The organism is Alistipes communis (assembly GCF_006542665.1).
Taxonomy (GTDB): domain Bacteria; phylum Bacteroidota; class Bacteroidia; order Bacteroidales; family Rikenellaceae; genus Alistipes; species Alistipes communis.
This window is the reverse complement of sequence record NZ_AP019735.1, coordinates 291,778-315,921: the sequence shown is the minus strand read 5'-3', so window position 1 is coordinate 315,921 and position 24,144 is coordinate 291,778. Positions and strand designations below refer to the sequence as shown.

The 24,144-nt window shown below is 60.4% G+C and carries 20 protein-coding genes and 1 pseudogene; 9 read left to right on the top strand and 12 right to left on the bottom strand.

Annotated elements, in window-relative coordinates:
• The first annotated feature begins 69 nt into the window (after positions 1–69).
• The 3 genes from recQ to FMF02_RS01335 all read left to right on the top strand — a co-directional run bounded on the left by recQ (position 70) and on the right by FMF02_RS01335 (position 4,286).
• Positions 70–2,265 carry a DNA helicase RecQ gene (gene recQ / locus FMF02_RS01345; RefSeq protein ID WP_019131119.1) on the top strand — a complete coding sequence of 732 codons (2,196 nt, stop codon included), beginning with the start codon at positions 70–72 and terminating at the stop codon, positions 2,263–2,265.
• A 213-nt stretch (positions 2,266–2,478) separates the two neighbouring features.
• On the top strand, positions 2,479–3,150 hold the full coding sequence (locus tag FMF02_RS01340; protein ID WP_141411947.1) for an SGNH/GDSL hydrolase family protein: 672 nt from the start codon (positions 2,479–2,481) through the stop codon (positions 3,148–3,150).
• Positions 3,151–3,233: 83 nt separating this feature from the next.
• A complete protein-coding gene (locus tag FMF02_RS01335) occupies positions 3,234–4,286 on the top strand; it encodes a linear amide C-N hydrolase (protein ID WP_141411946.1) in 1,053 nt (350 codons plus the stop codon).
• Between the two features lie 96 nt (positions 4,287–4,382).
• On the opposite strand, the gene FMF02_RS01330 is transcribed toward FMF02_RS01335, so the two are convergent.
• On the bottom strand, positions 4,383–5,654 hold the full coding sequence (locus tag FMF02_RS01330) for a YeiH family protein (RefSeq protein ID WP_141411945.1): 1,272 nt from the start codon (positions 5,652–5,654) through the stop codon (positions 4,383–4,385).
• Positions 5,655–6,032: 378 nt separating this feature from the next.
• Complete coding sequence (locus FMF02_RS01325; protein ID WP_162502253.1) at positions 6,033–7,238, bottom strand: toll/interleukin-1 receptor domain-containing protein; 1,206 nt, start codon at positions 7,236–7,238, stop codon at positions 6,033–6,035.
• 105 nt (positions 7,239–7,343) lie between these two features.
• Between FMF02_RS01325 and rsmA the strand changes: the two genes are divergently transcribed.
• The gene (gene rsmA / locus FMF02_RS01320; RefSeq protein WP_026075023.1) at positions 7,344–8,135 is read left to right on the top strand and encodes a 16S rRNA (adenine(1518)-N(6)/adenine(1519)-N(6))-dimethyltransferase RsmA; all 792 of its coding nucleotides are present in this window, start codon (positions 7,344–7,346) and stop codon (positions 8,133–8,135) included.
• Positions 8,136–8,216: 81 nt separating this feature from the next.
• Here rsmA and FMF02_RS01315 read toward each other — a convergent pair whose 3' ends face one another.
• The 3 genes from FMF02_RS01315 to FMF02_RS01305 form a co-directional block, all read right to left on the bottom strand.
• Positions 8,217–9,602, bottom strand: a complete 1,386-nt coding sequence (locus tag FMF02_RS01315; RefSeq protein ID WP_141411943.1) for a hypothetical protein — start codon at positions 9,600–9,602, stop codon at positions 8,217–8,219.
• Positions 9,603–9,743: 141 nt separating this feature from the next.
• Positions 9,744–11,015 carry a M16 family metallopeptidase gene (locus FMF02_RS01310; RefSeq protein WP_141411942.1) on the bottom strand — a complete coding sequence of 424 codons (1,272 nt, stop codon included), beginning with the start codon at positions 11,013–11,015 and terminating at the stop codon, positions 9,744–9,746.
• Positions 11,012–12,250 (bottom strand): M16 family metallopeptidase, encoded by a 1,239-nt coding sequence (locus tag FMF02_RS01305; protein ID WP_141411941.1) that lies wholly within the window; start codon positions 12,248–12,250, stop codon positions 11,012–11,014. Before FMF02_RS01305 ends, FMF02_RS01310 begins: the two co-directional genes overlap by 4 nt.
• Before the next feature lie 283 nt (positions 12,251–12,533).
• Between FMF02_RS01305 and nifJ the strand changes: the two genes are divergently transcribed.
• Both nifJ and FMF02_RS01295 read left to right on the top strand, forming a co-directional pair.
• The gene (gene nifJ / locus FMF02_RS01300) at positions 12,534–16,079 is read left to right on the top strand and encodes a pyruvate:ferredoxin (flavodoxin) oxidoreductase (RefSeq protein WP_019131110.1); all 3,546 of its coding nucleotides are present in this window, start codon (positions 12,534–12,536) and stop codon (positions 16,077–16,079) included.
• 104 nt (positions 16,080–16,183) lie between these two features.
• Positions 16,184–16,705 carry an META domain-containing protein gene (locus FMF02_RS01295; RefSeq protein WP_227044127.1) on the top strand — a complete coding sequence of 174 codons (522 nt, stop codon included), beginning with the start codon at positions 16,184–16,186 and terminating at the stop codon, positions 16,703–16,705.
• Between the two features lie 70 nt (positions 16,706–16,775).
• On the opposite strand, the gene FMF02_RS01290 is transcribed toward FMF02_RS01295, so the two are convergent.
• The 4 genes and pseudogenes from FMF02_RS01290 to FMF02_RS01280 all read right to left on the bottom strand — a co-directional run bounded on the left by FMF02_RS01290 (position 16,776) and on the right by FMF02_RS01280 (position 19,398).
• A complete protein-coding gene (locus FMF02_RS01290) occupies positions 16,776–17,330 on the bottom strand; it encodes a S1/P1 nuclease (protein WP_317129833.1) in 555 nt (184 codons plus the stop codon).
• A gap of 62 nt (positions 17,331–17,392) precedes the next feature.
• A pseudogene (locus FMF02_RS13980) lies at positions 17,393–17,482 on the bottom strand (S1/P1 nuclease); the annotation flags it as partial.
• Between the two features lie 92 nt (positions 17,483–17,574).
• On the bottom strand, positions 17,575–18,345 hold the full coding sequence (locus FMF02_RS01285) for a S1/P1 nuclease (RefSeq protein ID WP_141411940.1): 771 nt from the start codon (positions 18,343–18,345) through the stop codon (positions 17,575–17,577).
• Between the two features lie 180 nt (positions 18,346–18,525).
• Positions 18,526–19,398, bottom strand: a complete 873-nt coding sequence (locus FMF02_RS01280; RefSeq protein ID WP_141411939.1) for a 3'(2'),5'-bisphosphate nucleotidase CysQ family protein — start codon at positions 19,396–19,398, stop codon at positions 18,526–18,528.
• A gap of 254 nt (positions 19,399–19,652) precedes the next feature.
• Between FMF02_RS01280 and rplU the strand changes: the two genes are divergently transcribed.
• Positions 19,653–19,964 carry a 50S ribosomal protein L21 gene (rplU, locus tag FMF02_RS01275; RefSeq protein WP_141411938.1) on the top strand — a complete coding sequence of 104 codons (312 nt, stop codon included), beginning with the start codon at positions 19,653–19,655 and terminating at the stop codon, positions 19,962–19,964.
• A gap of 18 nt (positions 19,965–19,982) precedes the next feature.
• The gene (gene rpmA, locus FMF02_RS01270) at positions 19,983–20,243 is read left to right on the top strand and encodes a 50S ribosomal protein L27 (protein ID WP_019131104.1); all 261 of its coding nucleotides are present in this window, start codon (positions 19,983–19,985) and stop codon (positions 20,241–20,243) included.
• A 255-nt stretch (positions 20,244–20,498) separates the two neighbouring features.
• Here the strand turns inward: rpmA and FMF02_RS01265 are convergent, their stop codons facing one another.
• The 3 genes from FMF02_RS01265 to FMF02_RS01255 all read right to left on the bottom strand — a co-directional run bounded on the left by FMF02_RS01265 (position 20,499) and on the right by FMF02_RS01255 (position 22,510).
• Positions 20,499–21,272, bottom strand: a complete 774-nt coding sequence (locus FMF02_RS01265; RefSeq protein ID WP_141411937.1) for a hypothetical protein — start codon at positions 21,270–21,272, stop codon at positions 20,499–20,501.
• Complete coding sequence (locus FMF02_RS01260) at positions 21,253–22,059, bottom strand: metallophosphoesterase family protein (RefSeq protein ID WP_141411936.1); 807 nt, start codon at positions 22,057–22,059, stop codon at positions 21,253–21,255. The genes FMF02_RS01265 and FMF02_RS01260 overlap by 20 nt, the downstream gene beginning before the upstream one ends.
• A gap of 193 nt (positions 22,060–22,252) precedes the next feature.
• On the bottom strand, positions 22,253–22,510 hold the full coding sequence (locus FMF02_RS01255) for a hypothetical protein (RefSeq protein ID WP_141411935.1): 258 nt from the start codon (positions 22,508–22,510) through the stop codon (positions 22,253–22,255).
• 247 nt (positions 22,511–22,757) lie between these two features.
• Between FMF02_RS01255 and trkA the strand changes: the two genes are divergently transcribed.
• On the top strand, positions 22,758–24,098 hold the full coding sequence (gene trkA, locus FMF02_RS01250) for a Trk system potassium transporter TrkA (protein ID WP_141411934.1): 1,341 nt from the start codon (positions 22,758–22,760) through the stop codon (positions 24,096–24,098).
• The last annotated feature ends 46 nt before the right edge of the window (positions 24,099–24,144 follow it).

Here is a 24,144-nt window from a genome sequence, read left to right as displayed (position 1 = left end):
TATGTTTTTTTCCGAAATATTTTTTATCTTTACATAAAATTTCATTTCACTAAGGAGTCTGTAAGCACAATGAAGCAAATCGAAGATACTTTGTTACACGGGAAGCTCAAGGAGTATTTCGGCTTTTCGTCGTTCAAAGGCAATCAAGAGGCTGTAATCCGCAATGTGCTTGCTGGAAAAGACACGTTCGTGCTGATGCCCACGGGCGGCGGCAAGTCGCTCTGTTACCAGCTGCCGGCGCTGCTGATGGACGGCGTGGCGATCATCATTTCGCCGCTGATCGCCCTGATGAAGAATCAGGTGGACGCCATGCGCACTTTCTCGTCGGAGTCGGGCATCGCCCATTTCCTCAATTCGTCGCTCAACAAGACCGCCGTGGCACAGGTGCGCGCCGACGTGTTGGAGGGGCGCACCAAGTTGCTCTATTTCGCCCCCGAGTCGCTTACCAAGGAGGACAACGTCGCGTTTCTGCGCAAAATCAAGATATCGTTCTACGCCATCGACGAGGCGCACTGCATTTCGGAGTGGGGCCACGATTTCCGTCCGGAGTACCGCCGCATCCGCCCGATCATCAACGAGATCGGCACGGCGCCGCTGATCGCCCTGACGGCGACGGCCACGCCGAAGGTGCAGCTGGACATCCAGAAGAACCTCGGCATGAACGACGCCTCGGTTTTCAAATCGTCGTTCAACCGTCCGAATCTCTATTACGAAATCCGTCCCAAGAACGACGTGGACCGCGACATCATCCGCTTCATCAAGCAGAAGGAGGGGCGCAGCGGCATCATCTATTGTCTGAGCCGCAAGAAGGTCGAGGAATTGGCCGAGCTGCTGGTGGCCAACGGCGTCAAGGCGTTGCCCTATCATGCGGGCATGGATGCGGCCACGCGCGCCAAGAATCAGGACGATTTCCTGATGGAGCGCGCCGACGTGATCGTCGCCACGATCGCTTTCGGCATGGGTATCGACAAGCCCGACGTGCGGTTCGTCATCCATTACGACATTCCCAAGTCGCTCGAAGGGTATTATCAGGAGACGGGTCGTGCCGGGCGCGACGGCGGCGAGGGTCACTGTCTGGCCTTTTACAGTTACAAGGATATCCAGAAGCTCGAAAAGTTCATGCAGGGCAAACCGATCGCCGAGCAGGAGATCGGCAAATTGCTGTTGCAGGAGACGGTCTCCTATGCCGAGAGTTCGATGTGCCGCCGCAAGACGCTGCTGCACTATTTCGGCGAGGAGTATACGGAGGACAACTGCTGCAATTGCGACAACTGCCGTCATCCCAAACCGAAGGTCGATGCGCGGGCGTCGCTCGTGCTGGCGCTCGAAGCGCTGCGTGCCATCGGCGACAAGTTCAAGGTCGATCACCTGACCAACCTGCTGACGGGCCGGCTGACGGCGCAGATCAAGAGCTACGGCCACAACAAGCTCGAATGGTTCGGTGCGGGCGAGGAGCACGACGCCAAATATTGGGGTGCGGTGATGCGTCAGGCGTTGATCCTGGGGCTGGCCGACAAGAATATCGAGAATTACGGATTGATTTCGATCAATGCCAAGGGCGAGGAGTATCTCCGTTCGCCCTTCCCCGTGATGATTACGCTCGACCACGACTACGACGCCGAGGAGCGCGAGGCCGAAGCCGCCGCACCGGCGGGCGGACGCGGGGGTGCGGCCGACGAGGAGCTTTTCTCGATGCTCAAAGACCTGCGCAAGAAGGTCGCCAAGCAGCACAATCTGCCGCCGTTCGTCGTGTTCCAGGACCCGTCGCTCGAAGATATGTCGATCCAGTATCCCGTGACGCTCGACGAGATGCAGAACATCTCGGGCGTCGGCGTCGGCAAGGCGAAGAAGTTCGGCGCTGAGTTCATCAAGCTGATCCGCGCCTATGTCGAGGAGAAGGAGATCATCCGCCCGCAGGACATGGTCGTGAAATCGGTGGGCAACAAGTCGGGCAACAAGATCTTCATCATCCAGTCGATCGACCGCAAGATGGATTTCGAGGATATCGCCCGCGCGAAGAACCTCGATTTCGACGAACTGCTCACCGAGATCGAGGGGATCGTCAATTCCGGTACGCGGCTCGACATCTCCTATTATATCGATGAGTTCATGGACGAGGACAAGGCCGAGGACATCTACCTCTATTTCAAGGAGGATGCCGAGAGCGATTCGCTCGACGACGCGGTCGAGGAGCTGGGCGGCGACTACACGGAGGAGGAGATCCGGCTGGTGCGCATCAAGTTCATGTGCGAGCAGGGCAATTGATCCGCGCCGTTCCCGTGGGGAGCTTCGGCGGATTCCCGACGGTCGGGCGGCCGGAAGGTGACCGCTTCGAGCTGTTGACCGTATCGGACGGGGTGTCGTGCGGCGGATGCGGAGGCATTCATGCCGCCGGAGGCTGCGGACCGTACGACTTGCACACCTCCTCGGCGGTCTCTTCATGAATTCGAAAACGTTTGTCCCGAAACAGATATTCGGATGAAAAGATTGGTTGCTTTATGGTTGTGTGCGACGGTGTGGCTTTCAGCCGGAGGCCAGTCGCGGGATTGGGCGAATACGGGACGGTATGCGGCTGCCAATGCGGCGCTCGCAGTACGACCGAAGGTCGTCTTCATCGGGGATTCGATTACCGAAGGGTGGTACTCGGCTCATCCCTCGTTCTTCGACGCGAACGGTTTCGCCGCACGCGGTATCAGCGGACAGGTGACGGCGCAGATGTTGGCACGGTTCCAGTGCGACGTGGTGGCGCTGCGGCCGCGGGCGGTCGTGATTCTGGCCGGAACGAACGACATCGCGCGCAACAACGGCCCGATCGACGAGGAGCGGATCGCCGACAATATCCGCTCGATGGCCGAACTGGCGCGGGCGCACGGGATGCGGGTCTTCCTCTGTTCGGTGCTTCCGGCGGCGCGTTACGGCTGGCGCCCCGAAGTGACCGACGCTCCCGACCGGATCGACCGGCTCAACCGGATGCTGCGGGAGTATGCGCTTGACAACGGTTGCGAGTGGGTCGATTTCCACCCCGGCCTGGCCGACGCCGACCGCGCGCTCGACGCCCGCTACACCCGTGACGGTGTGCATCCGACCTCCGACGGGTTCGATGCGATGGAGGCGATCCTGCGGCCGTATCTGAAACGTTACCTGCGCTGATGCGCGTCCGTCCGTCGATTCCGGCATCGAATATGCACGTTCGTTCGCGGCGGGACGAATCCCGCCCGTAAATTGCAAGTAAGATGAAGACAAGACTATTCTGGGGAGCGGCGGCCGGTGCGCTGGCCCTCCTCGCGGCTGCGGCGACTGCCGATGCCTGTACGCGGGCGGTCTATCTGGGGCGTGACGGGTTGGTCATTACGGGGCGGACGATGGATTGGAAGGAGGAGATCGGGACGAATCTCTACCTCTTCCCCCGCGGCATGGAACGCGCCGGATACGACCGCGACACGACGCTCCGCTGGCGTGCCAAGTACGGCAGCGTGGTCGCTTCGGCCTACGATTTCGCCACGTGCGACGGCATGAACGAAGCGGGGTTGGTAGCCAGCCTGCTCTTTCTGCCCGAATCGGATTACGGCAAGCAGGGCAAGCGTCCCGTGATGGGGATCGCGATGTGGACGCAGTACGTGCTCGACAATTTCGGAACGGTGTCCGAGGCGGTCGGTGCGCTGCGGGGCGACGGGATTTACATCGACGCGCCCGACATGCCCAACGGCACGAAGTCGCGCCTGCATCTGGCCATTTCGGATGCGACGGGCGACAGCGCCATTTTGGAATACATCGACGGCCGGCTTCGGATCCATGAGGGCCGGCAGTGTCGGGTGATGACCAATTCGCCGCGTTACGATCTGCAACTGGCCGTCAACGACTATTGGGAGGCGATCGGAGGTTTGAAGATGCTGCCCGGAACGAATCGTTCGAGCGACCGTTTCGCGCGGGCGTCGTTCTATATCGGCGTCATCCCGCAGACGGCCGATGCCGCGGTGGGTGTACCTGCCGTGCTGAGCGTGATGCGCAACGTCTCGGTGCCGTTCGGCATTTCGACGCCCGACCAGCCCCATATCTCCTCGACGCGCTGGCGTTCGGTCTGCGATCAGAAGAACAAGGTCTATTATTTCGAGGGGACGATGGTGCCGTCGCTGTTCTGGGTCGATCTCAGTCGAGTGGATTTGTCGGAGGGCGCTCCCGCGCGGCGGTTAACGCTCACCGGCGGGGAGATGTATGCGGGCGACGCGACCTCGCGGTTCGTCGTCTCCGAGCCGTTCGAATTCCTCTACCGGCTGCCGAAGCCGTAATCTGCGTCCGGAACGGCAACCGCCCCGACTGCACTCATTGCAGTCGGGGCGGTTGCCGTAGGGTCGGCGTGTCGGGCGGACTCTTTCCGACGACGGTCAGGCCCACATCGGTTTCAGGACGCCGAACAGCAGGAAGGCCACGATGAACGTGACGACGATGTTGAACGTCTGCGCCGAGAGAAAGGCCCACAGCGCGTTGCGGTTCTCTTTGGAGAAGATCTCCGAGAAACGTGTTTCCAACCCGATGCAGACGAAGGCGATGCTGAAAAGCGTGTTGCTGAAATTCTTCGCCGTGCCGCGCACCACGGCGTCGGGAGTGCCGGCGCCGCCGTCGAAGAAGAGGCTGAACAGGAGCGAGACTGCGACGAACCCTACGACGAATTTCGGGAAACGATCCCAGATCACGCCGGCCGACGGCTTCTCCTGCCCCTCGCGGCCGCGGTACGACCAGTAGAGCGAGATGACGAAAGCCGCCAGCCCCAGCAGCACGTTTTGCGACGACTTGACGATCACGGCTGTCTGCTCGGCCGTTTCGCCCAGCAGTGCGCCCGATGCCACGACGGCTCCCGTCGTGTCGATCGTACCGCCCATCCAGGCGCCGGCCACCTCTTCGACGACCTTCGGATCGCCGAGCAGTGCGGGCAGGACGAGTTTCGCCAGCCACGGCATGACGTACATCATCGGAACGGCGCATACGAGCACCAGCGAGATGATGTAGGAGAGTTTCTTGCTGTCGCCCTTGATGACGCCGCAGGTGGCGATCGCCGCCGAAACGCCGCAGATCGACACCGAACTGGATAGCATGGTGGCCATTTCGTCGTCGACCTTCATGCGGCGCGAGACCCAGAAGGCGAAGTACCAGACGAGGAAGACGACGATAAAGGCCTGCGCGAGCGCATAGACGCCCGAATGGAGAATTTCGCCGAAGAGGATCGTCGCGCCGAGGCAGACGATGCCTATTTTGATATAGAATTCGCTTTGGATCGCCGGTTTCAGCCATGCCGGAACCCGGAAAAAGTTGCTGACCGCCAGGCCGAAGATCACTGAGAAGAAGACCGATTCCAGTCCCAAATCCTTGAACAGCGGGACGGATGCCACGGCCTGCGCCGCCAGCGCGACGGCGAAAATCGCCAGCAGCGAGCCGAAGATTCCCTTGACCGGACGTCCCAGCACGGCCATGCAGAGGCAGGTCAGCACGAACAGGAAGGCGAACATGCAGCCGGCTTCGAGCCACGCATCGCCGCCGGCCAGCGTCTTGGGCATGGCCGGCATTCCGGCGGGAAAGAGCAGTGCGAGCGCAAGGATCGCGACGCCGGCCAGTACGATCACCCAGTCTTCGGTTTTGAGTTGAGCTAAGAGGTTTTTCATCTTGCGGAACGGTAATTCATTGCGTTTCTGCGAAAATTCGACGCCGCAAAGATCGGCTTTTCCGGTCGGATTTCCGTACGTGTAAATACTGATTTTGACCCTCTTTTTTCGTCGGAAAGCGGGTCTGTTTCGAGGGCGCAGCCGGGGAGGATGACTTGGGAACGTCGGGGGATCGGGACGTGCGAAACGTCGGGACGGAATCGGCCGCAGGCGGTTCAATCCCTCGGTGGTTTTATGCGCGTCGACGGCTGGCTGCGGTGCGGTCGATCGCATTGCCCGTACATTGCGAACGGGGTATCCGGAGCAGGGGATCCGGCCGGTTGCCGGATACGATGCGTCCCACGAGAGGGGGGGGGTGAACAGAAAGGCGGGGCGTCGTTATCCGCCCAGCTCGGCCAAGTGCTTTTTGGCTTCTTGAATACCGGCATCCGCAGCTTTCCGGTACCACCGTTTCGCTTCGGCGAGATCTTTCGGGACGCCATAGCCGTGTTTATAACACCAGCCCATCTCGAATTGTGCAACGGCATACCCCTGTTCAGCAGCCTTTCTGTACCACTTTACGGCTTCTGCGTCGTCCTGTTCGACGCCTTTGCCCCAGTGATAGCAGGTGCCCAGATTGTTTTGTGCACTGGCATACCCCTGTTCAGCGGCCTTTCTGTACCACTTTACGGCTTCTGTGTAGTCTTTTGCAACGCCTTTGCCATAGTAATAACAATCCCCGAGACTGTTTTGTGCGATACGGTTTCCCGCTTCGGCCGCTTCGCACCACAGTTTTACGGCTTCGGCATAATCGCCGGCATCGTAGGCCGTTTGTCCGCGTTCGGCCAACACATCGGCCTCGGCAGCCAGCCGCCGCTCGCGCACAGGCCGAAGCTCGACGGTCAGCAGATCCTCCATCTCGTTGTCCTCGACCGTCTGCACCCATTGCAACCGGTCGTCGGGACAGTCGAGACAGACGGCTTCCAGTTTGTGACGCCCCTTGCGCAGACGGATGACGGTGTCGCTTCCGGGGCGGACGGTGCACAACTCCTTGCCGAATTTCAGTATCCGGCAGGGCAGGTCGGTCTCGACATGGAACAGCGCGCCGCCCTGCTCCTGCATGGCTGTGCGTCCCGCCCGCTGCAACAGCGGCTCGATGCGTTCGCGCACCATCTTGTCGACCGAGACCTTGAACAACTGTTCGAACATCACCTGCGAGAACTGATGCTGCCCCAAGCCCGCTTTCAGCGTGTCGGGAATATCGGGCGGAAACCCTGTGAACGAGCGGTCGGGGTCGATGGGGATGAAGTGGCGGTCGTGCTCCAAGGCGTATTCGATTTCGCGCCGCACCCAGTCGTCGGCGTTCGCGCAGCGGTCGAGGGCATGGGGCGAGAGGATGACCATGAAGATCGGTGCGGCGTCGATCGCCTCCATGATGCGGCGGTCGAAAACACCGTCTTTCAGTTCGTCGAAATCCAGAAAGACGCGGTAACCGCGCAGTTCCAGTTCCGATTTGAGCGGTCGCGCCAACTCCTTGCCGCCGTCGCGGCGATAGCTGATGAAGATGTCGTAGGCCATGACGATGAATGGTGTTACAGGTTCCAAAATTAATAAAAAAGTGCCGTCGCCGCAAATAATCGCGTCGAAATAGTTACCTTTGCCGTGCGGCGGCGCGCGGTGCGCCGCCGGATTCCGTAAAACGATTGCCGAGTGGGTGAAGTCAGGGCGAAAAAGGCTTTGGGCCAGCATTTTCTGGTCGATCTGAACATAGCGCGCAAAATCTGCGACGCCCTGTCGGGCGGTACGGCCGAGGCGCCGGCGCCGGTGTTGGAGGTGGGATGCGGCATGGGCGTGCTGACGCAGTTCCTGCTGCGGCGCAGCGACATCGTCGTGTGGGGCGCCGAGATCGACGCCGAGAGCGTCGACTACCTCCGTGCCCACTATCCCGAATTTACGCCGCGGCTCATGGCGGGCGATTTCCTGCGCATGGAGTTGCGCGCGTTGTTTCCCGACGGAGTGCGTGTGATCGGAAATTTCCCTTACAACATCTCTTCGCAGATTTTTTTCAAGGTGTTGGAGCATCGCGACCTTGTCCCCGAGTGCGTGGGCATGATCCAGCGCGAGGTGGCCGAGCGGATCGCCTGCCCGCCCGGATCGAAGGAGTACGGCATCCTCTCGGTGCTGTTGCAGGCGTGGTACGACATCGAGTACCTCTTCACGGTAGGGGAGAAGGTCTTCAACCCGCCGCCCAAGGTCAAAAGCGCCGTCATCCGCCTGCGCCGCAACGGCGTCGTGCGGCTGGCGTGCGACGAGCGGCTGTTCGTGCGCGTGGTCAAGGCTTCGTTCGGTCAGCGGCGCAAGATGCTGCGCAATTCGCTACGCGCCGCCTTCGGCGATTTCGGCGGGGCGGAGCATCCCTTTTTCTCGCAGCGCGCCGAACAGTTGTCGGTGGCCGATTTCGTGGCGCTCACGCAGTGGGTGGAGCAGCGGATCGGGGGCTGACTCCCCCCCCCTCGGCCGGCCGGATAAAGAACGCCTTCGAACCACGGTTCGAAGGCGTTTTTCCATAAAGTGTCGAAGGGCTTACTCCCGTGCGTCGATGTATTGCACGCGCCCTTCGTAGCTTCCCGTGAGCGATGTCTGATCGCTTCCTGCGAGGGTCAGCCCGTCGAACGAGATTTCGTACCACTCGCCGTCGCGCGCGATCGTGACGTTGCCTTCCGTCAGCTTGCCGATCGCGGGCGAACCGCTGAAATATTCGGCGAGGAACGAGGTACATGCGGCGTTGTCGCCGCCCCAGATGCCCACGCCCGACTGTCCGTTCCGTACGGCGAACGTGCCTTCGGGCACTCCGTCTGCGTAATCGTTGGCCGCGTCGCTGCGCAGGTCGAAATGGAGGATCGAGCCGTAGTAGCAGTTGCCAACGGCGTCGCGCGTGGTGAGATAGCCCCGGTCGACGAGCGTGATGTACCAGTTGGTCAGTCCGTCTTTCTCGCCGTAGCAGACCACGTAGACCTCGCGGGGTGAGATCGAGGCCTGCTCGGAGGTGTTTTCGTAGTAGATCTGTCCTGCGAAATCGGCCTTGAACGGAGCGTCGTATTCGTCGACGGCGTCGACCGTGACCTTGTACTCCTCCCCGTCGCGTTCGACGGTGACCGTTCCTGTCGAGAGGTAGGTCATCTCCTCGTCGTAGGTCGCCCATGTGACGGTGTTGGGAGCGTAGTCTTCGGTGATCGTGTAGATGCCGGCGGGGATTCCGTCCTGCTCGGTGGCGTCGGGTGCGACGTTGAATTCGAAGATACTCAGCAGGTGCGTGAAGTCGGCGTTGTCGAAGTCGATGCCCCACGAGTTGTAGCCGTCGTCGGCGTAGAATCCCGAGGCGCCCGCGTAGCAGTAGGTCGTCGTCGCGTCGGGCGTGGCGTCGACCCCTTCGAGCGTCATCGCTCCCGAATAGACGGCCGTGATTCCGAAGGCGGGCGAATGGTCGTCCTCGAAGGCGACCTGTACGCGGTAACTCGTATCGGAGGGTTTGTTGCCCGGTACGCGGCTCAGATCCAGCACGCCGCCCACGATCGGGGCGACGGCTTTCTGCGAGGCGTAGTACCAGCTGCCCGTCGCCGCGTCGGCGCCGTCGTTCGACCCCGGCACGCAGTCGTTCGCACGCGAGAAGTCGTACCGACCGAACGGCGAAGCGCCTTCGTCCGCACGGAGCGCGACGCGGATTTCGGCGCCTTCGGCGTCGGTGAGCGTGAGCAAGTATCCCTCGCCTCCCTCTTTGTCGAATGCCGCTTCGCGGACGAGTTTCGCGCTTTGGGGCGTGAATGAGACGTCGGCCGTGAGCTGGCTCAGCGGTTCGGGTTCGGGGATGGGCGCGGGGCCGTCAGTACCCCCCCCCTCGTTCGCGTCGTCGCTGCACCCTGCCGCAAGACCCGCTGCGAGTCCTGCCAGCAACCAGAAAAATTTTTTCATTGCAATCGTTTTATTAAAAACCTAACTTTCCGAAAAGTCCCTGCGGGACGAAGACAAAAATAACGCATTTCGTCCGGAAAAGCAAATTCCGGCTCCGTCGGGCCGGAATCGGATGGCGGCGGCCGAACTGCCGGCGTCCCGTCAGAGGACGCTTTCCGGTCCTCCCGCCACGACCGTGACCAGCGCTTCGCGCGGCAGGTATTTCACGGCGAGCCGCTGCACCTCGGCGGGGGTAATGGCGCGGATGCGTTGCAGATTCTCGCTCACGACGTCGTTGCGTCGGCCGCAGAGGATGTTTTCGATCGTGACGTCGGCGATGCCGAACGGCCCGTCGAGAATACGCATCATCTCGCCCGTCATCATGTTGCGCACCAGCGACAGCTCCTCCTCGGCGACGGGTTCCGTGCGCAGCCGTTCGATTTCGCGGTAGATCTCTGCGAGCGCCTGCTCGGTCGCGTCGCGCGCTACCTGCGTCGCGACGGCCAGGTAGCCTTCGCGTTCGAGGTTGACCATCGCTGCGACCACGCCGTAGGTGAACCCGTTCGCTTCGCGCAGGTTCTGCATCAGGCGTGACCCGAAATAACCGCCCAGCAGCATCGCCACCACCTGCATCCCGACGTAATCGGGGTGGTTGCGGCCGAAGAGCAGCCGGCCGATGCGGATCGACGACTGCACGGCCCCTGCGTGGGGCACTGCGACATGGGGCGTCGTGACTGCCGGCGGGAACGGTTCTGCGGCGCGGTCGGCGCCTGCGGGCAGCTGTCCGGCCACCTCGGCCACTGCGTCGACGACGGCCGCGTCGGCTGCGCCGCTGCACACCACGAAACAGTTGCGGGCGGTATAGTGGCGTGCGTAGAAATCGAGCAGGTCGTCGCGCGTGAGGTCGTCGTAGGCTGTTTCGGGCCATGTTATTCCGTAGGGGTGCGCAGGGCCGAAAAGCGCGCGGGCGAAGGCTTCGCGGGCCTCGGTCTCGACCTTCATGCGCTCGATGCGCAGCCGCTGCTTGCGCTTTTCGCGGTAGGAGGCGACCTCCTCTTCGGGAAAGAGGGGGTGAAGCAGGATCTGTTCGGCGACGGCGAGCGTCTGCCGGAAATATTTCGACAGGGAACAGAAGCTGATGTAGACGTAGTCGCGGTCGACGTTCACGTCGAAATAGGAGCCGTAGAAGTCGAATTGTTCGGCGATCTGCTGCGAGGTCATGTCGCGCGTCCCCTCGCTCAGCAGGTTGGCCGTCGACGTGGCGACGAACGCTTTGCGCTGCTGCGCCGAGCCGGCGCGGAAGACGAAGCTGACGCGCACGACCTCGAATTCCGCGGCGCAGAGCGTGTGGATCGTCACGCCGTTGGGGAGCGTGCGGTGGAGGGGTTCGTGGAGCGATATGTCCGACGGAGTGGTGAGTTGCGGTTGTTTCATCGTGTCGCGCGGTAGATAAGGGTGGAACGGCGTGCGGCGCGGAAGGTGCGACGCGCGAAGTCGGTCAGTTCGGCCGCCGTGACGGAGCGGTAGAGCTCCACCTCGCGGTTGACGAGGCCGGGATCGCCGAGCATTTCGTAGTAACCCAGGTTCATCGCCTTGTTCATCACGTTCAACTCGCCGAACAGGGCGTTCGCTTCGAACTTGTTCTTCACCTTTTCGATCTCGTAGTCGCTCGCGGGGAGGGTTTGCATCTCCTCGATTTCGCGGGCGAAGGCCTCTTCGGCCTCCTCGACGGTGCGTCCCGGCAGCAGGTGCCCCGTGAGGACGAAAAGCCCCGGATCGACGTCGCCCGTGATGTAGGCGTTGACGCTCGAAAAGAGCCGGTCGCGCTTGACGAGCCGTTCGTAGAGCCGTGCCGAATCGCCGCCCGACAGGATGTCGGAGGCCATGTCGCCCAGATAGAAATCCCGCGAAAGGCGGTCGCCCATGGGGTAGGCGACCGTCACCGCCGTGGCCGGTACGTCGCGCTCGACTTCGAGCCTGCGTTCGGCCGTCTGTTCGGGTTCGGCGGGCAGCGGGCCGGCTGCGGAGGGCGTGTAGGCGATCGGGGCGAAGTAGCGTTCAGCCAGTTCGAAGACCCGCTCTTCGTCGATGTCGGCCGAGACCGACAGAATGGCGTTCGAGGGGTGGTACCAGCGGAGGTAGAAGGCGCGCACCTCGTCGATCGTCGCGCGGGCCACATGGTCGGGCGTAAGCCCGATCGTAGCCCAGCGGTAAGGGTGGAGGGTATAGGCCAGCGAACGCAGCAGCATTCCCTGATCGCCGTAGGGCTGATTGAGATAACGCTGCTTGTACTCCTCGATGACGACCCGTTTTTCGGTTTCGAGCGCTTCGGGCGAGATGTCGAGTCCGGTCATGCGGTCGGCTTCCAGCCAGAGGGCCGTCTCGATATTGTCCTTCGGCAAGGTAATATAGAAGTCCGTATAATCGTTATTGGTGAAGGCGTTGTTGTCGCCGCAGGCCATCTGCACCGGCAGGTCGAAATCGGGCACGTCGCGCGTGCCGCGGAACATGAGGTGTTCGAACAGGTGCGCGAAGCCCGTGCGGGCGGGATCTTCGTTGCGCGCCCCGACCTTGTAGAGGATGTTTACGGCCGCGAGTTTCGACTGGCGGTCGCGGTTGACGGCCACCGTCAGCCCGTTGGAAAGGGTATGTCGTTTGTACGGTATCATCGTGTGGGGTTTGAGGCGGAGATAGTGCAAGTCGCGTGCAGAATCCGATGCGTTTTTCTGCTGGAACGCCGCCTATCGGGCCGGAATTCTCCAAGTGCAAAGATAGAGGATTTCGGCGGAGAAAACAACCGGGCGGAGTGTGAAAAGAATAACATTCCGACTGTTAAAAAACTAACGCAAAAAATGCTGGGTACTCTTGGGGGAATTTTATACCTTTGCATCAGTCTTGCGCGCATGTATGTGTGTAAAATGCTGAAAATTAACAATTTTCAAGTCTATTGATATGGCAGAGAAAAAATTTATCACCTGTGATGGAAATTATGCTGCGGCACACATCGCCTACCTGTTTTCGGAGGTGGCTGCAATCTATCCCATCACGCCGTCGTCGACCATGGCGGAATTGGTCGACGAGTGGGCGGCCCAGGGTCGCAAAAACATCTTCGGAGAGACGGTCAAGGTCGTCGAAATGCAGTCGGAGGCCGGTGCCGCGGGTGCCGTGCACGGTTCGTTGCAGAGCGGCGCGCTGACCTCGACGTTCACCGCATCGCAGGGTCTGCTGCTGATGATTCCCAATATGTACAAGATTTCGGGCGAGCTGTTGCCGGGCGTGTTCCACGTCTCGGCGCGTGCGCTGGCCGCGCAGTCGCTGTCGATCTTCGGCGATCATCAGGACGTGATGGCCACGCGCCAGACCGGTTTCGCGATGCTGGCTACCTCGTCGGTGCAGGAGGTGATGGATCTGGCGGGCGTGGCGCACATCGTGGCGCTCAAATCGCGCGTGCCGTTCCTCCACTTCTTCGACGGATTCCGCACCTCGCACGAGATCCAGAAGATCGAGCTGATCGACGAGGCGCGCCTTACGGCGATGCTCGACCGCGACGCGCTGAAAGAGTTCCGTGCCCGTGCGCTCAACCCCGAGCACCCCGTGACGCGCGGTACGGCCCAGAATCCCGACATCTATTTCCAGACGCGCGAGGCCGCGAACAAGTTCTACGACGCCGTGCCCGACATGGTGGCCGAGGCGATGCGCGAGATCTCCGCGATCACGGGCCGCGACTACAAGCCTTTCGTCTATTACGGTGCGGAGGATGCCGAGCATGTCGTCGTGGCGATGGGTTCGGTGACCGAGACGCTCAAAGAGACGGTCGACTACCTGAACGCCCGCGGCGGGAAGGTGGGTGTGGTGACCGTACACCTCTACCGTCCCTTCTCGGTGAAATACCTCGGCGCCGTGCTGCCCGAGACTGTGAAGCGCATCTGCGTGCTGGATCGTACCAAGGAGCCGGGAGCCAACGGCGATCCGCTCTATCTGGACGTGGTCGAGGCGTTCGCCACGTGCAAGGAGATTCCCGCCGAGCGCAAACCGCTCATCATCGGCGGCCGTTACGGTCTCTCGTCGAAGGACACCACGCCGGCGCAGATGCTCGCCGTGTTCGAGAATCTGAAAGCCGGCGAACCGAAGAACCAGTTCACGGTGGGCATCGTCGACGACGTGACGAATCGTTCGCTGCCCGTGGGCGAGGAGATCTCGATGGCCAAGCCCGGTACGTTCGAGGCGCTCTTCTTCGGACTGGGCGCCGACGGCACGGTGGGTGCCAACAAAAACTCGATCAAGATCATCGGCGGCACGACCGACAAGTATTGCCAGGCCTATTTCTCCTACGATTCGAAGAAATCGGGCGGTTACACCTCGTCGCACCTGCGTTTCGGCGACCTGCCCATCACGTCGCCCTATCTGGTCACGACGCCCGACTTCGTGGCGTGCCACGTGCCGTCGTACGTCGATAAGTACGATGTGCTCAAAGGGTTGAAGGCGGGCGGTTCGTTCCTGCTCAACTCGGTGCACGACGCTGCGACGACCTGCCGCACGCTGCCCGATCATATGAAGGTCTATCTGGCCAAGAACAAGATCAATTTCTATATCATCAACGCCACGAAGATCGCCGCCGAGCTGGGATTGGGTTCGCGCACGAATACGATCATGCAGTCGGCGTTCTTCAAGATCGCCGGCGTGATTCCCTTCGACAAGGCCGTCGAGGAGATGAAGAAGGCCATTGCGAAGACCTACGGCAAGAAGGGCGAGGATATCGTCAACATGAACTATGCGGCCGTCGACGCCGGCGGCAAGCTGGTCGAGAAGGTCGAAGTGCCCGCCGAGTGGGCAGGGATCGAGGTGAAGGAGGCGTCGCACGGCGTGGACATGAAGCGTCCCGAGTTCGTGCGCAGCATCGTCGATCCGATCAACGCTCTCAAAGGCGACCTGCTGCCCGTTTCGGCCTTCAACGGCCGTGAGGACGGTACGTGGGACAACGGTACGGCGGCGTGGGAGAAACGCGGCATCGCCGTGAACGTGCCGGAGTGGCAGATCGACAACTGTATCCAGTGCAACCAGTGCGCCTACGTCTGCCCGCACGCCGTGATCCGTCCGTTCCTGGCTACCGACGAGGAGGCCGCCGCATCGGGCGTAGCATGGAAGCAGGGCCTGGGCGAGACGAAGGAGTACAAATTCCGCATCCAGATTTCGCCGCTCGACTGTACGGGTTGCAGCAATTGCGTGGACGTCTGCCCCGCCAAGCAGAAGGCGCTGGTGATGAAACCGCTCGAATCGCAGCTCGATCAGCAGAAGAACTGGGAGTACTGCAACGAGAAGGTGGGCTACAAGGGCGATGCGGTCGACAAGACCCGTTCGGTCAAGAATCTGCAATTCACGCAGCCGCTCTTCGAGTTTTCGGGAGCCTGCGCCGGCTGCGGCGAGACGCCCTACATCAAGGCCATTACGCAGCTCTTCGGCGACAAGATGATGGTGGCCAATGCTACGGGCTGTACGTCGATCTACTCGGGTTCGGCGCCTTCGACTCCCTACTGCACCAATGCGCAGGGACAGGGCCCGGCGTGGGCCAACTCGCTCTTCGAGGACAATGCCGAATTCGGTCTGGGTATGCACGTGGGCGTGGAGAAGCAGCGCGACAAGATACAGCACCTCATGGAGCGGGCGATCGCCGAATGCACGAAGTGCTCCGACGAGCTGAAAGGCGTGATGAAGGAGTGGATCGAAGCGCGCGGTTCGTCGGCGCGTTCGGCCGAGGTGTCGGCACGGCTCGTCCCGATGATGGAGGCCTGCGGCTGCGACACCTGCAAGGAGATTCTGGCGATGAAAGACCTGCTGGTCAAGAAGTCGCAGTGGATCATCGGCGGCGACGGCTGGGGCTACGACATCGGTTACGGCGGCGTGGATCATGTGCTGGCGTCGGGTATGGATGTCAATATCCTGATCGTCGACACGGAGGTCTACTCCAATACGGGCGGTCAGTCGTCCAAGGCGACGCCGGTGGGTGCCGTGGCGAAGTTCGCGTCGAGCGGCAAACGCATCCGCAAGAAGGACATCGGTGCGATGGCCATGACCTACGGCTACGTCTACGTGGCGCAGGTTTCGATCGGCGCATCGCAGATGCAGCTCTTCAACGTGCTCAAAGAGGCGGAGGCCTATCCCGGCCCGTCGCTCGTGATCGCCTATGCGCCGTGTATCAACCACGGTATCAAGGGCGGCATGACGCGCACGCAGACCGTCGGCAAGGAGGCCGTAGCTTGCGGTTACTGGCACCTGTGGCACTACAATCCCGAACTGGCCGAGCAGGGCAAGAATCCCTTCGTGCTCGATTCGAAGGAGCCCGACTGGTCGAAGTTCCGCGAGTTCCTGATGAAGGAGGTGCGCTACACTTCGCTGTTGAAGACCTTCCCGGCCGAGGCCGAGGAGTTGTTCGAGGCAGCCGAGGAGAATGCCAAGTGGCGTTACGCCGGTTATCAGCGGCTCTCGAAAATGGAATATTAGTCCCGCATGACGAATTTTGCCGGAAGGATGCAGGATTTGCCTTCTTCCGGCATTTTTATTGAAAACAGGATCGGAAACCGATCGAAACCAAAATGATTACGAAGATGAAACAGATTTTAGGAGCGGCTGCGGCGATGCTGATGCTGGCGGCCTGCGGAAGCCCGAAAACGAACCTCCCGCTGGAAGGGACGCAGTGGAAACTCACGGAGATGGACGGCAAGGCCGATCCCGCCTTCGCGGCCGGAGAGGATACGTTCAATTTCACGCTCGACCCGTCGCGGATGATGGTCTACGGCGTGGGTGCCTGCAACCGCCTGTTCGGCCCCTACGAACTCGAAGAGGGGAACGGACTCGACATCGAGCGGCTGGCCAGCACGATGATGGCCTGTCCGAACATGGATTTGGAGAGCCGTTTCGCGAAGCTGCTCGAAGAGGCCGACAAGTACGAGATCGACGGCGACGTGCTGACGCTTTTCGACGACGGGAAGAAGGCGCTCGTCTTCAAGGGAACGAAGGCCGAACCGCTGCCTGCGGCCGAACCTGCGGCTGTCGGGGAGGCTCCCGCAACCGATTCGGTGAAGGCCGTCGTCCCGGCCGAGAAACTGACGCCCGCTGAGAAGAAATAGGGCGGACGGTATTTGTCGAAAACGGCGATCCCGAAAGGATCGCCGTTTTTGTGTTCGTGTGGATGGGGTGTTATCCGAACAGTTCGTTGAGCACGTGCGCCAGCCGGTAGCCGGCGTAGAGAATCTGCCGTTCGGCGATGGGAAGTGCGGGGTTGAGGAAATCCTCCCATACGTCGGGACTTTTGAACTGCTGGTCGGGCTGTGCCAGCACGTAGATTTGCCGGCAGTAGACGGCGCAGTCGTGGAACCAGTCGCGCACCGATCCGGCGGTGATGGCCTTGATCTCCCGCTTGGTGCAGCGGTCGAGGATGTGCTGGAATTCCATGCCGCTCCATCGCACGTTGCAGTCGAGCACGTAGCTGTCCCAGACGCCGTGGTAGTTGAGCTTGCGGCCGTCGACGTAGATGTTGAAGCCCTTGATGCCGGGGTATTTGACATGCGTCGGGCAGTGCATGTCGCCCACCAGATGCACCAGATACTTGATGCTGACCACGACCGTCGAGTCGTCCAGCGACTTGTAGTCGCGCAGCAGCTCCATCGTATCCTCGATTCCCTTGATCGCATTGCCGTCGGGCTTGCGCGTGGGATCGTACTCGTCGTTGTCGTCGACCCAGGCGGTATGCACAGCGAGGTGTGGGCGTACTGAGGCTCGAAACGGTAGGCGTCCATCCACGAAGCGTAGTGTACGATGGAGGTGCCGATGTACTTTTCGATCGTTTTCTTCGCTTTGGGCGTAAGGTGGCATTCGGCGATGTAGGCGATGGCGTCGTGGCCCATTTTCCCCCAGCCGAAAGCGGAGTCGAAGCAGAGAATCAGCGCCGCGGAGAGCAGGAAGAGCGTCTTTTTCATTTTAGGTATTGCGGGATCGGTTAGTCGAACAGTTCGTTGAGCACGTGTGCCAGCCGGTAACCGGCGCGCAGGATTTGCCGCTCGGCGTATTCGTGCGTATGGTTGACGAAGGACTTTGTTTCGTTCTTGTCGAGTTTCTCATTGGGGCCGACCAGTTCGTAGATGTGGCGGCTGTCGCGGGCGTTTTCGTGGAACCAGTCGCGCAGCGTGCCGGCGGTGATCGTCTTGATCTGCTGTTTGGTGCAGCGATCCAACTGATGCGCGTATTCGAGGTAGCCCCAGCGGTGCGAACGCGAGATGATCTGGTCGTCCCATACGTTGTGGTAACTGCACTTGTCGCCGTTGAGGTAGACGTTGTAGCTCTTCTGGTCGGCGTACTTCACGTGGACGGGGCAGTGCATGTCGCCTACGAAGTGGATGATGCAGCGTAGGCTCATCACGACGGTCGAGTCGTCCTGCTGTTTGTAGTCCTGCAATTTGGCGATCGCGTCTTCGAGTGCGAAGATCACGTCGCCTTTCGGACGCGGTGCATAGACGAGATTCTTGTCCACGGAGGCCGTGTGCCAGGCGCTGGTATGTTCGTAACCGGGCTCGGCACGCCATTCGTCCATCCAGGTGGCGTAGTAGACGATCGAGTGGCCGAGGATCTTTTCGATCGTTTTCTTCGCCTTGGGCGTGAGGTTGCATTCGGCGATGTAGGCGATGGCGTCATGGCCCATTTTTCCCCATCCGAAGGCGCTGTTCGAGAACAGTACGAGAGCGCCGCCGAGGAGCAGCAGACTTTTTTTCATAAGATTAGAAAGTTAGGTTAGTAGTCGATTATCCCAACAAAAATAGAAAAAGAGCAGGAGAAATCAAAACTTCCGTGATGTTTTGTTTCCTATCCTTTCTTTTTCGGCAGAATTGTCGGCCATAACGAAAGAGACCGGAATTTTCCGGTCTCTGTGAGTCGATGCGCGGACGCCGGCGGTTCAGCCGATGGCGCAGTTGTGCGCGCGGCAGACGAACCACGGATTTTGCAGGTCGCGCTTGTTGTAGCGGAAGGCGGCGCCGTCCGCCAGCGCTTCGAGCCGTCCGCCCGCTTCGGCGAGGATCAGTTCGCCGGCGGCCGTATCCCACTCGTAGGTGTGGGTCGTGCGGACGTAGTAGTCGACCCGCCCTTCGGCCAGCAGGCAGAATTTGTAGGAACTGCCCTGCTCGATCACTTGGGCGTCGGGATAACGACGCCGGAGCGCCTCGACGTGGGCGAAGGTTTCGGGGGTGTTGTGCGAACGGGAGATGGCGATTAAGGGGTGCGCGTGCCGTTCGGCGACGAGCGGCAGCCGGCGGGCTCCCTGTTTGATTTCGTCGAAGGTGTAGGCGGCGTCGGCGCTGGGTTCGACCCCGTCGCGCACATAGGAGCCGAAGCCCCGGTCGGCGAAGTAGATCTTGTGCAGATAGGGGACGTAGATCACGGCCGCCGCACAGACGTTGTTCTCCATCAGGGCGATGTTGATCGTGAACTCGTTGTTGCCGGCGATGAATTCGCGCGTGCCGTCCAGCGGATCGACCAGCCAGAAGAGTTCCCAGTTGCAGCGCTCCTCGTAGTGCATTTCGCGGCCGTCCTCGCTCAGAATCGGGATGCGTGTCTGTCCCAGCGTGCGCTTGATCGCCTCGTGCGCCGCACGGTCGGCGGCGGTGATGGAGCGGAAATTTCCGTCGTACTTCGACAGGTCGTAATCGTCGCGGTGTTCGTAGATCCGCATTACGGCGGCTCCGGCACGTACTGCGGCATTGAACGTATGGGGTAGCAGAAAGCGTTTGATCTGTTCGCTCAACATGGTTTCGGTCGTATTGATACTCATTGGCCCGTTCAAAGATAACAATATTTTCGATATTGCGTATATAAAACGTAAAAACATACCGCTTATTGCTTCTCCGGAATGCCGGAAAAACCTTCGGAAATGCCGTTGCGGCGGTATCCGGTTTCGCAACTTCCTAAAAATATGCCAAAACGGTTTGCCGACGGCGAAAAATTTACGGGGCCCGGATTGGATATTCCGAAATATTGCGTATATTTGCGGACTGAAATTTATGTTTGAAAACATAATCGACACAGATGTACGTAATAGTAGAGATTGCAGGTCAGCAATTTAAGGCTGAAAAAGGTCGGAAGCTCTATGTTCACCGTCTTTCGGGCGAGGTAGACTCGTCGGTGAGCTTCGACAAAATCCTGCTCGCAGACAACGACGGTCAGGTCAAGGTAGGCGCACCTGTAGTAGAAGGCGCCTCGGTGAAGTGCAAGATTCTGAAACACTTGAAGGACGACAAGGTCCTCGTGTTCAAGAAGAAGCGCAGAACGGGTTATCAGAAGCAGAACGGTCACCGTCAGTATCTGACCCAGGTTCTGGTTGAAGAAATTGTCGCATAACCTTAAAATTAGAGAAACATGGCACACAAAAAAGGTGTAGGTAGTTCGAAGAACGGCCGTGAGTCGGAGAGCAAACGACTCGGAGTGAAGCTTTTCGGTGGTCAGTTCGCTAAGGCCGGCAACATCATCGTTCGCCAGCGGGGTACGGTGCACAACCCGGGTGAAAACGTGGGTATCGGCAAGGATCACACGCTCTTCGCACTGGTCGACGGAACGGTTTCGTTCTGCAAGAAGCGTGAAGGCAAATCCTATGTGAGCGTAACGCCTCTGGCCGAGTAAGCCGGGCACGACGGATACGAAATCCGGTCTCCCTGGAAGGGAGACCGGATTTTTGTATAGTAGCCTTTGTCCGGTTTCGGGAGGTCGAGATAGGGCGGCTTGCGCTCGCCGGGACTCGCATCGGTTCCGGCGTCGGCGAACAGCGGACGGACCCGCGGAAATCAGAGATTCTGCGGATAAGCGTTTCTTTTGCGGCGGGATCGGTCGTTCCGCCGTTTCGTCTTCGGACGTGCGGGGCGACGGTGCCTCCGCCGGTCAGAACAGTTGCAATTTCACTCCGAACGACAGCCCGACGATGTCCCAGCCGTCGAGGCTTTTGTTGGTGACGGCGCTGATGAGGTAGAGGTCGCAGGTGCTCAGTTCGTAGTAGGCCGTGACGCCTTTGAGCAGCGAGCGCGTGTAGCGGTTGGTATAGAGCGTCAACCGCTGTCCGATGAAGAGGAAGGTGTGTATCTTGGTGGAGAAGGTGTAGTACTTGCGCGGATAGCGGTCGGGTTCCTTGACCCAGAACTTCTCGCCGATGATCGTGTTGATGTACATGCCGCAGTAGAAGGGTTCGACGGCGAAACGGTTGCCGCAGGCGATGCTCCACGGGATGTAGCTCTGTTTGGCTGTGGTGGTGACGTAGAATTTGTCGGCCTTGCTGCGCGGCAGGAATCCCAGGTAGAGATCCGTCTCCCATTGACATTTGCGTCCGTAGTCCCATCCGGCACCGAAAGAGAGGAAACCCATGCCGCCGGCGTATTGTACCTTGACGTGGGTGGGGATCATGCGCCGCCATCCGTCGCGGCAGGTATGGCGGCGCCGGTCGAGCGGCAGCCGCTCGATCCGGTGCGTCCGCACAGCGGGCAGGGTGTCGCCGGCGAGCTGCGGCAGTTCTTCCGTACGGCCGGCCGGAGAGAATGCGATCGTTGCGGGGGCGATGGCGGGTGCGGGCGGATGCAGCGGCAGAGAGTCGGCGGCGGGGACGGCGTGTCCCGCCCCGCAGAGCGGAAGCAGGAGCAGCAGACTAAAAATCGACCTTCTCATAGCTGTATCCGTCGGGGGTGAGCGTATATAGGATATAGGTGCGTTTCTCGATGTTCGGGCAGCCGTAGTACATCATGCCGTCGCCGAAAATATCCTCCTCGATCCAGCGGTGTTCGTGGCCGAAGATGCAGCAGAGCGGCTGGGGAAAGCGCATGACGTAGTGTTCGAAGACTTTGGCCACGTTGTTGTTGAACTGGAAGTCGTAGGGGCGCACGTGCATGGCGAAGATCGTGCGGCGCGCCGGCGGTGCGAACGAGCCGTATTCGTGTTCGAGGAAATCGAAATCGGGGACGGGATGCGAGTAGTCGTACTCCATGGCGTTGGTGTTCAGACAGACGAAGCGCACGTCGGCGGCCGTGAATGCGAAGTCGGACGGTCCGAAAATCTTCTCGAACACCGCTTCGCCCGTACCCTGGCAGTCGTGATTGCCCAGCAGGCAGACGTAAGGTACGCGCAGGCGGTTGAGGATGTCGCGCTGCCACATGAACTCTTTTTTCAGCCCGAAATCCGAGAGGTCGCCGCCGTGGAGCACGAAGTCGATGTCGTCGCGGGCGTTGAGCGCTTCGACGGCTTTTTCGGTTTCGTCGTACCAGCGCTGCGTGTCGCTGATCATGGCGAAACGCACGGTCTGCCTGCCGCGGCAGGCGGCTTCGATGCGGGCGATGTTCTTGGCGTTGATATTCTGCTCTCCGCTTATGTCGGTGTCGTAGGGGTGGTATTCGATATGGTCGCAGCCTGCGGCGAGCAGCGGAAGCAGGAACAGACCGGTTCGTAAAAGGCTTCTCATGGCAAATGGTTTCTTCGGAACAAAGGAATCGTTTTTTACGCCGCCGCAAAGCCCGATACGTCGGACGATCTGTCAAAAATCACCGATTTTCGCTGCCGGCCGCATCCGTGTCCGGGAACAAACGGATTCCGCAGCGCCGAAAGCCCATTACGCGGTTTTCGGCGCTGCGGAATCTCTTCGTGCGAGCGGACCGTTATTTCTGTTCGTGCTCCACGTCGCAGCCGGCGCAGTTGCCCGAGCAGAGGCCCGACGTGTCGGAACAGTCGGCCTGCTGCATCGCTTCGCGCGTCTCCTGTACGGCGCATTTGATGCCGCGGCGCTGCATCTCCTTGTTGGTCGAGATTTCCGAATCGATATGATGGCCTTTGAGCATGAGCGTGAGCGACATACCCGCGACGAAGAGCGCGACGGCCGCGACGGCGCACAGAATGACGATGATCCAGTTGGACATAACGAATTCAATCTTAAAAGTTTCCCGACTCCGACTTGAAGTCTCGCTTCATGGAGGAAAAAGGGGTGGAAAATTTGTGCTTTCCGCAACAAATTTATACATTTGTCTGCAAAACGCAAAATGCCTGCCCCGATCGTTCGCACGGGACGGTCGCCTGCGGCACGATCCCTGCGGGCGGATGTCGCGGCGGACGGAGGCGGACGCCGGCGACGTGCGCGCCGGAGGCGGAAAACAACGAAGAGCAATTATGAAAATCGTCATAGCAGGAGCCGGAGAGATGGGCAGCCATCTGGCGACGATGCTGAGCGGCAACGGCCACGACATCACGGTCATCGACCGCGACGCCAAGGCGCTCGAAGAGGTGGGGACGCTGGCCGACATCATCACCGTCGAGGGGGACTCGACCACCTTCGAGGCGCTGCGCAAGGCCTCGACACGCAAGTGCGATCTCTTCATCGCGGTGAACCACACCGAAAACGACAACATCGTCGCGGCGGTGATCGCCAAGCAGCTCGGTGCGCGCAAAACCATCGCCCGCATCGACAACAACGAGTATCTCGAACCCAACAATAAGGAGATTTTCATCGAAATGGGAATCGACTACCTTTTCTATCCCGAAAAGGTCGCGGCGGCCGAGGTGGTCGATCTGCTGGGGCACACCTCGACGACCGAATACGTGGATTTTTCAGGCGGACGGCTTTCGCTGTCGGTCTTCAAGTTGGAACCTACCTCTCCGCTCGTCGGCAGGGAGCTGGCCGGCTTTTCGGACAGCGACGCCGAGCTGAGCTACCGTACGGTGGCCATCACGCGCGACGGGAGGACGATCATTCCCCACGCCGAGGAGCGTTTCGAGGAGGGTGACACGATCTACGTGATCGCCCGTCAGGATGCGGTGCGCGAGGTGAACGACCTGTCGGGGCAGTCGCACATCGAGGTGAAGAACCTGATGATCCTGGGCGGATCGCGCATCGGCGTGCAGGTGGCTTCCGAGTTGCAGAACGAGGTCAACATCAAACTGATCGACTACAACGCCGAGAAGGCCTACCGGTTGGCGGAGCTGCTGGACAAGACGCTCATCATCAATGTCGACGGCCGCAACACCGAGGCGATGCTCGAAGAGGGACTGCCCAATATGGACGCCTTCCTGGCCGTCACGGGGCGCAGCGAGACCAACATCCTCGCGGCGCTGCTGGCGCGCCGCATGGGGGTGAAGAAGGTGATCGCCGAGGTCGAGAACCTCAATTACATCAATCTGGCCGAGAGCATGGGCATCGATACGATCGTCAACAAGAAGCTGATTACGGCGTCGAACATCTTTCGTTTCACGATGTCGTCCGACGTGCAGGCGATCAAATACCTCACGGGCAGCGAAGCCGAGGTGATGGAGTTCATCGCCAAGCCCAACTCGCCCGCTACGCGCAGCCGCATCAAGGAGATGGGGCTGCCGGAGAATGTCATCATCGGCGGCATCGTCCGCGGCGACAAGGTCGAAATCGCCGTCGGGAGTACCGAGATCAAGGCTTTCGACCGTGTGGTGGTCTTCGCCCTGCCGGATGCGGTGGAGCGAGTGTGCGATTTTTTTAATTGATTAACGGCGGCCGGCCCGCTCCGTATGCGATCGGAACGGATGGAGG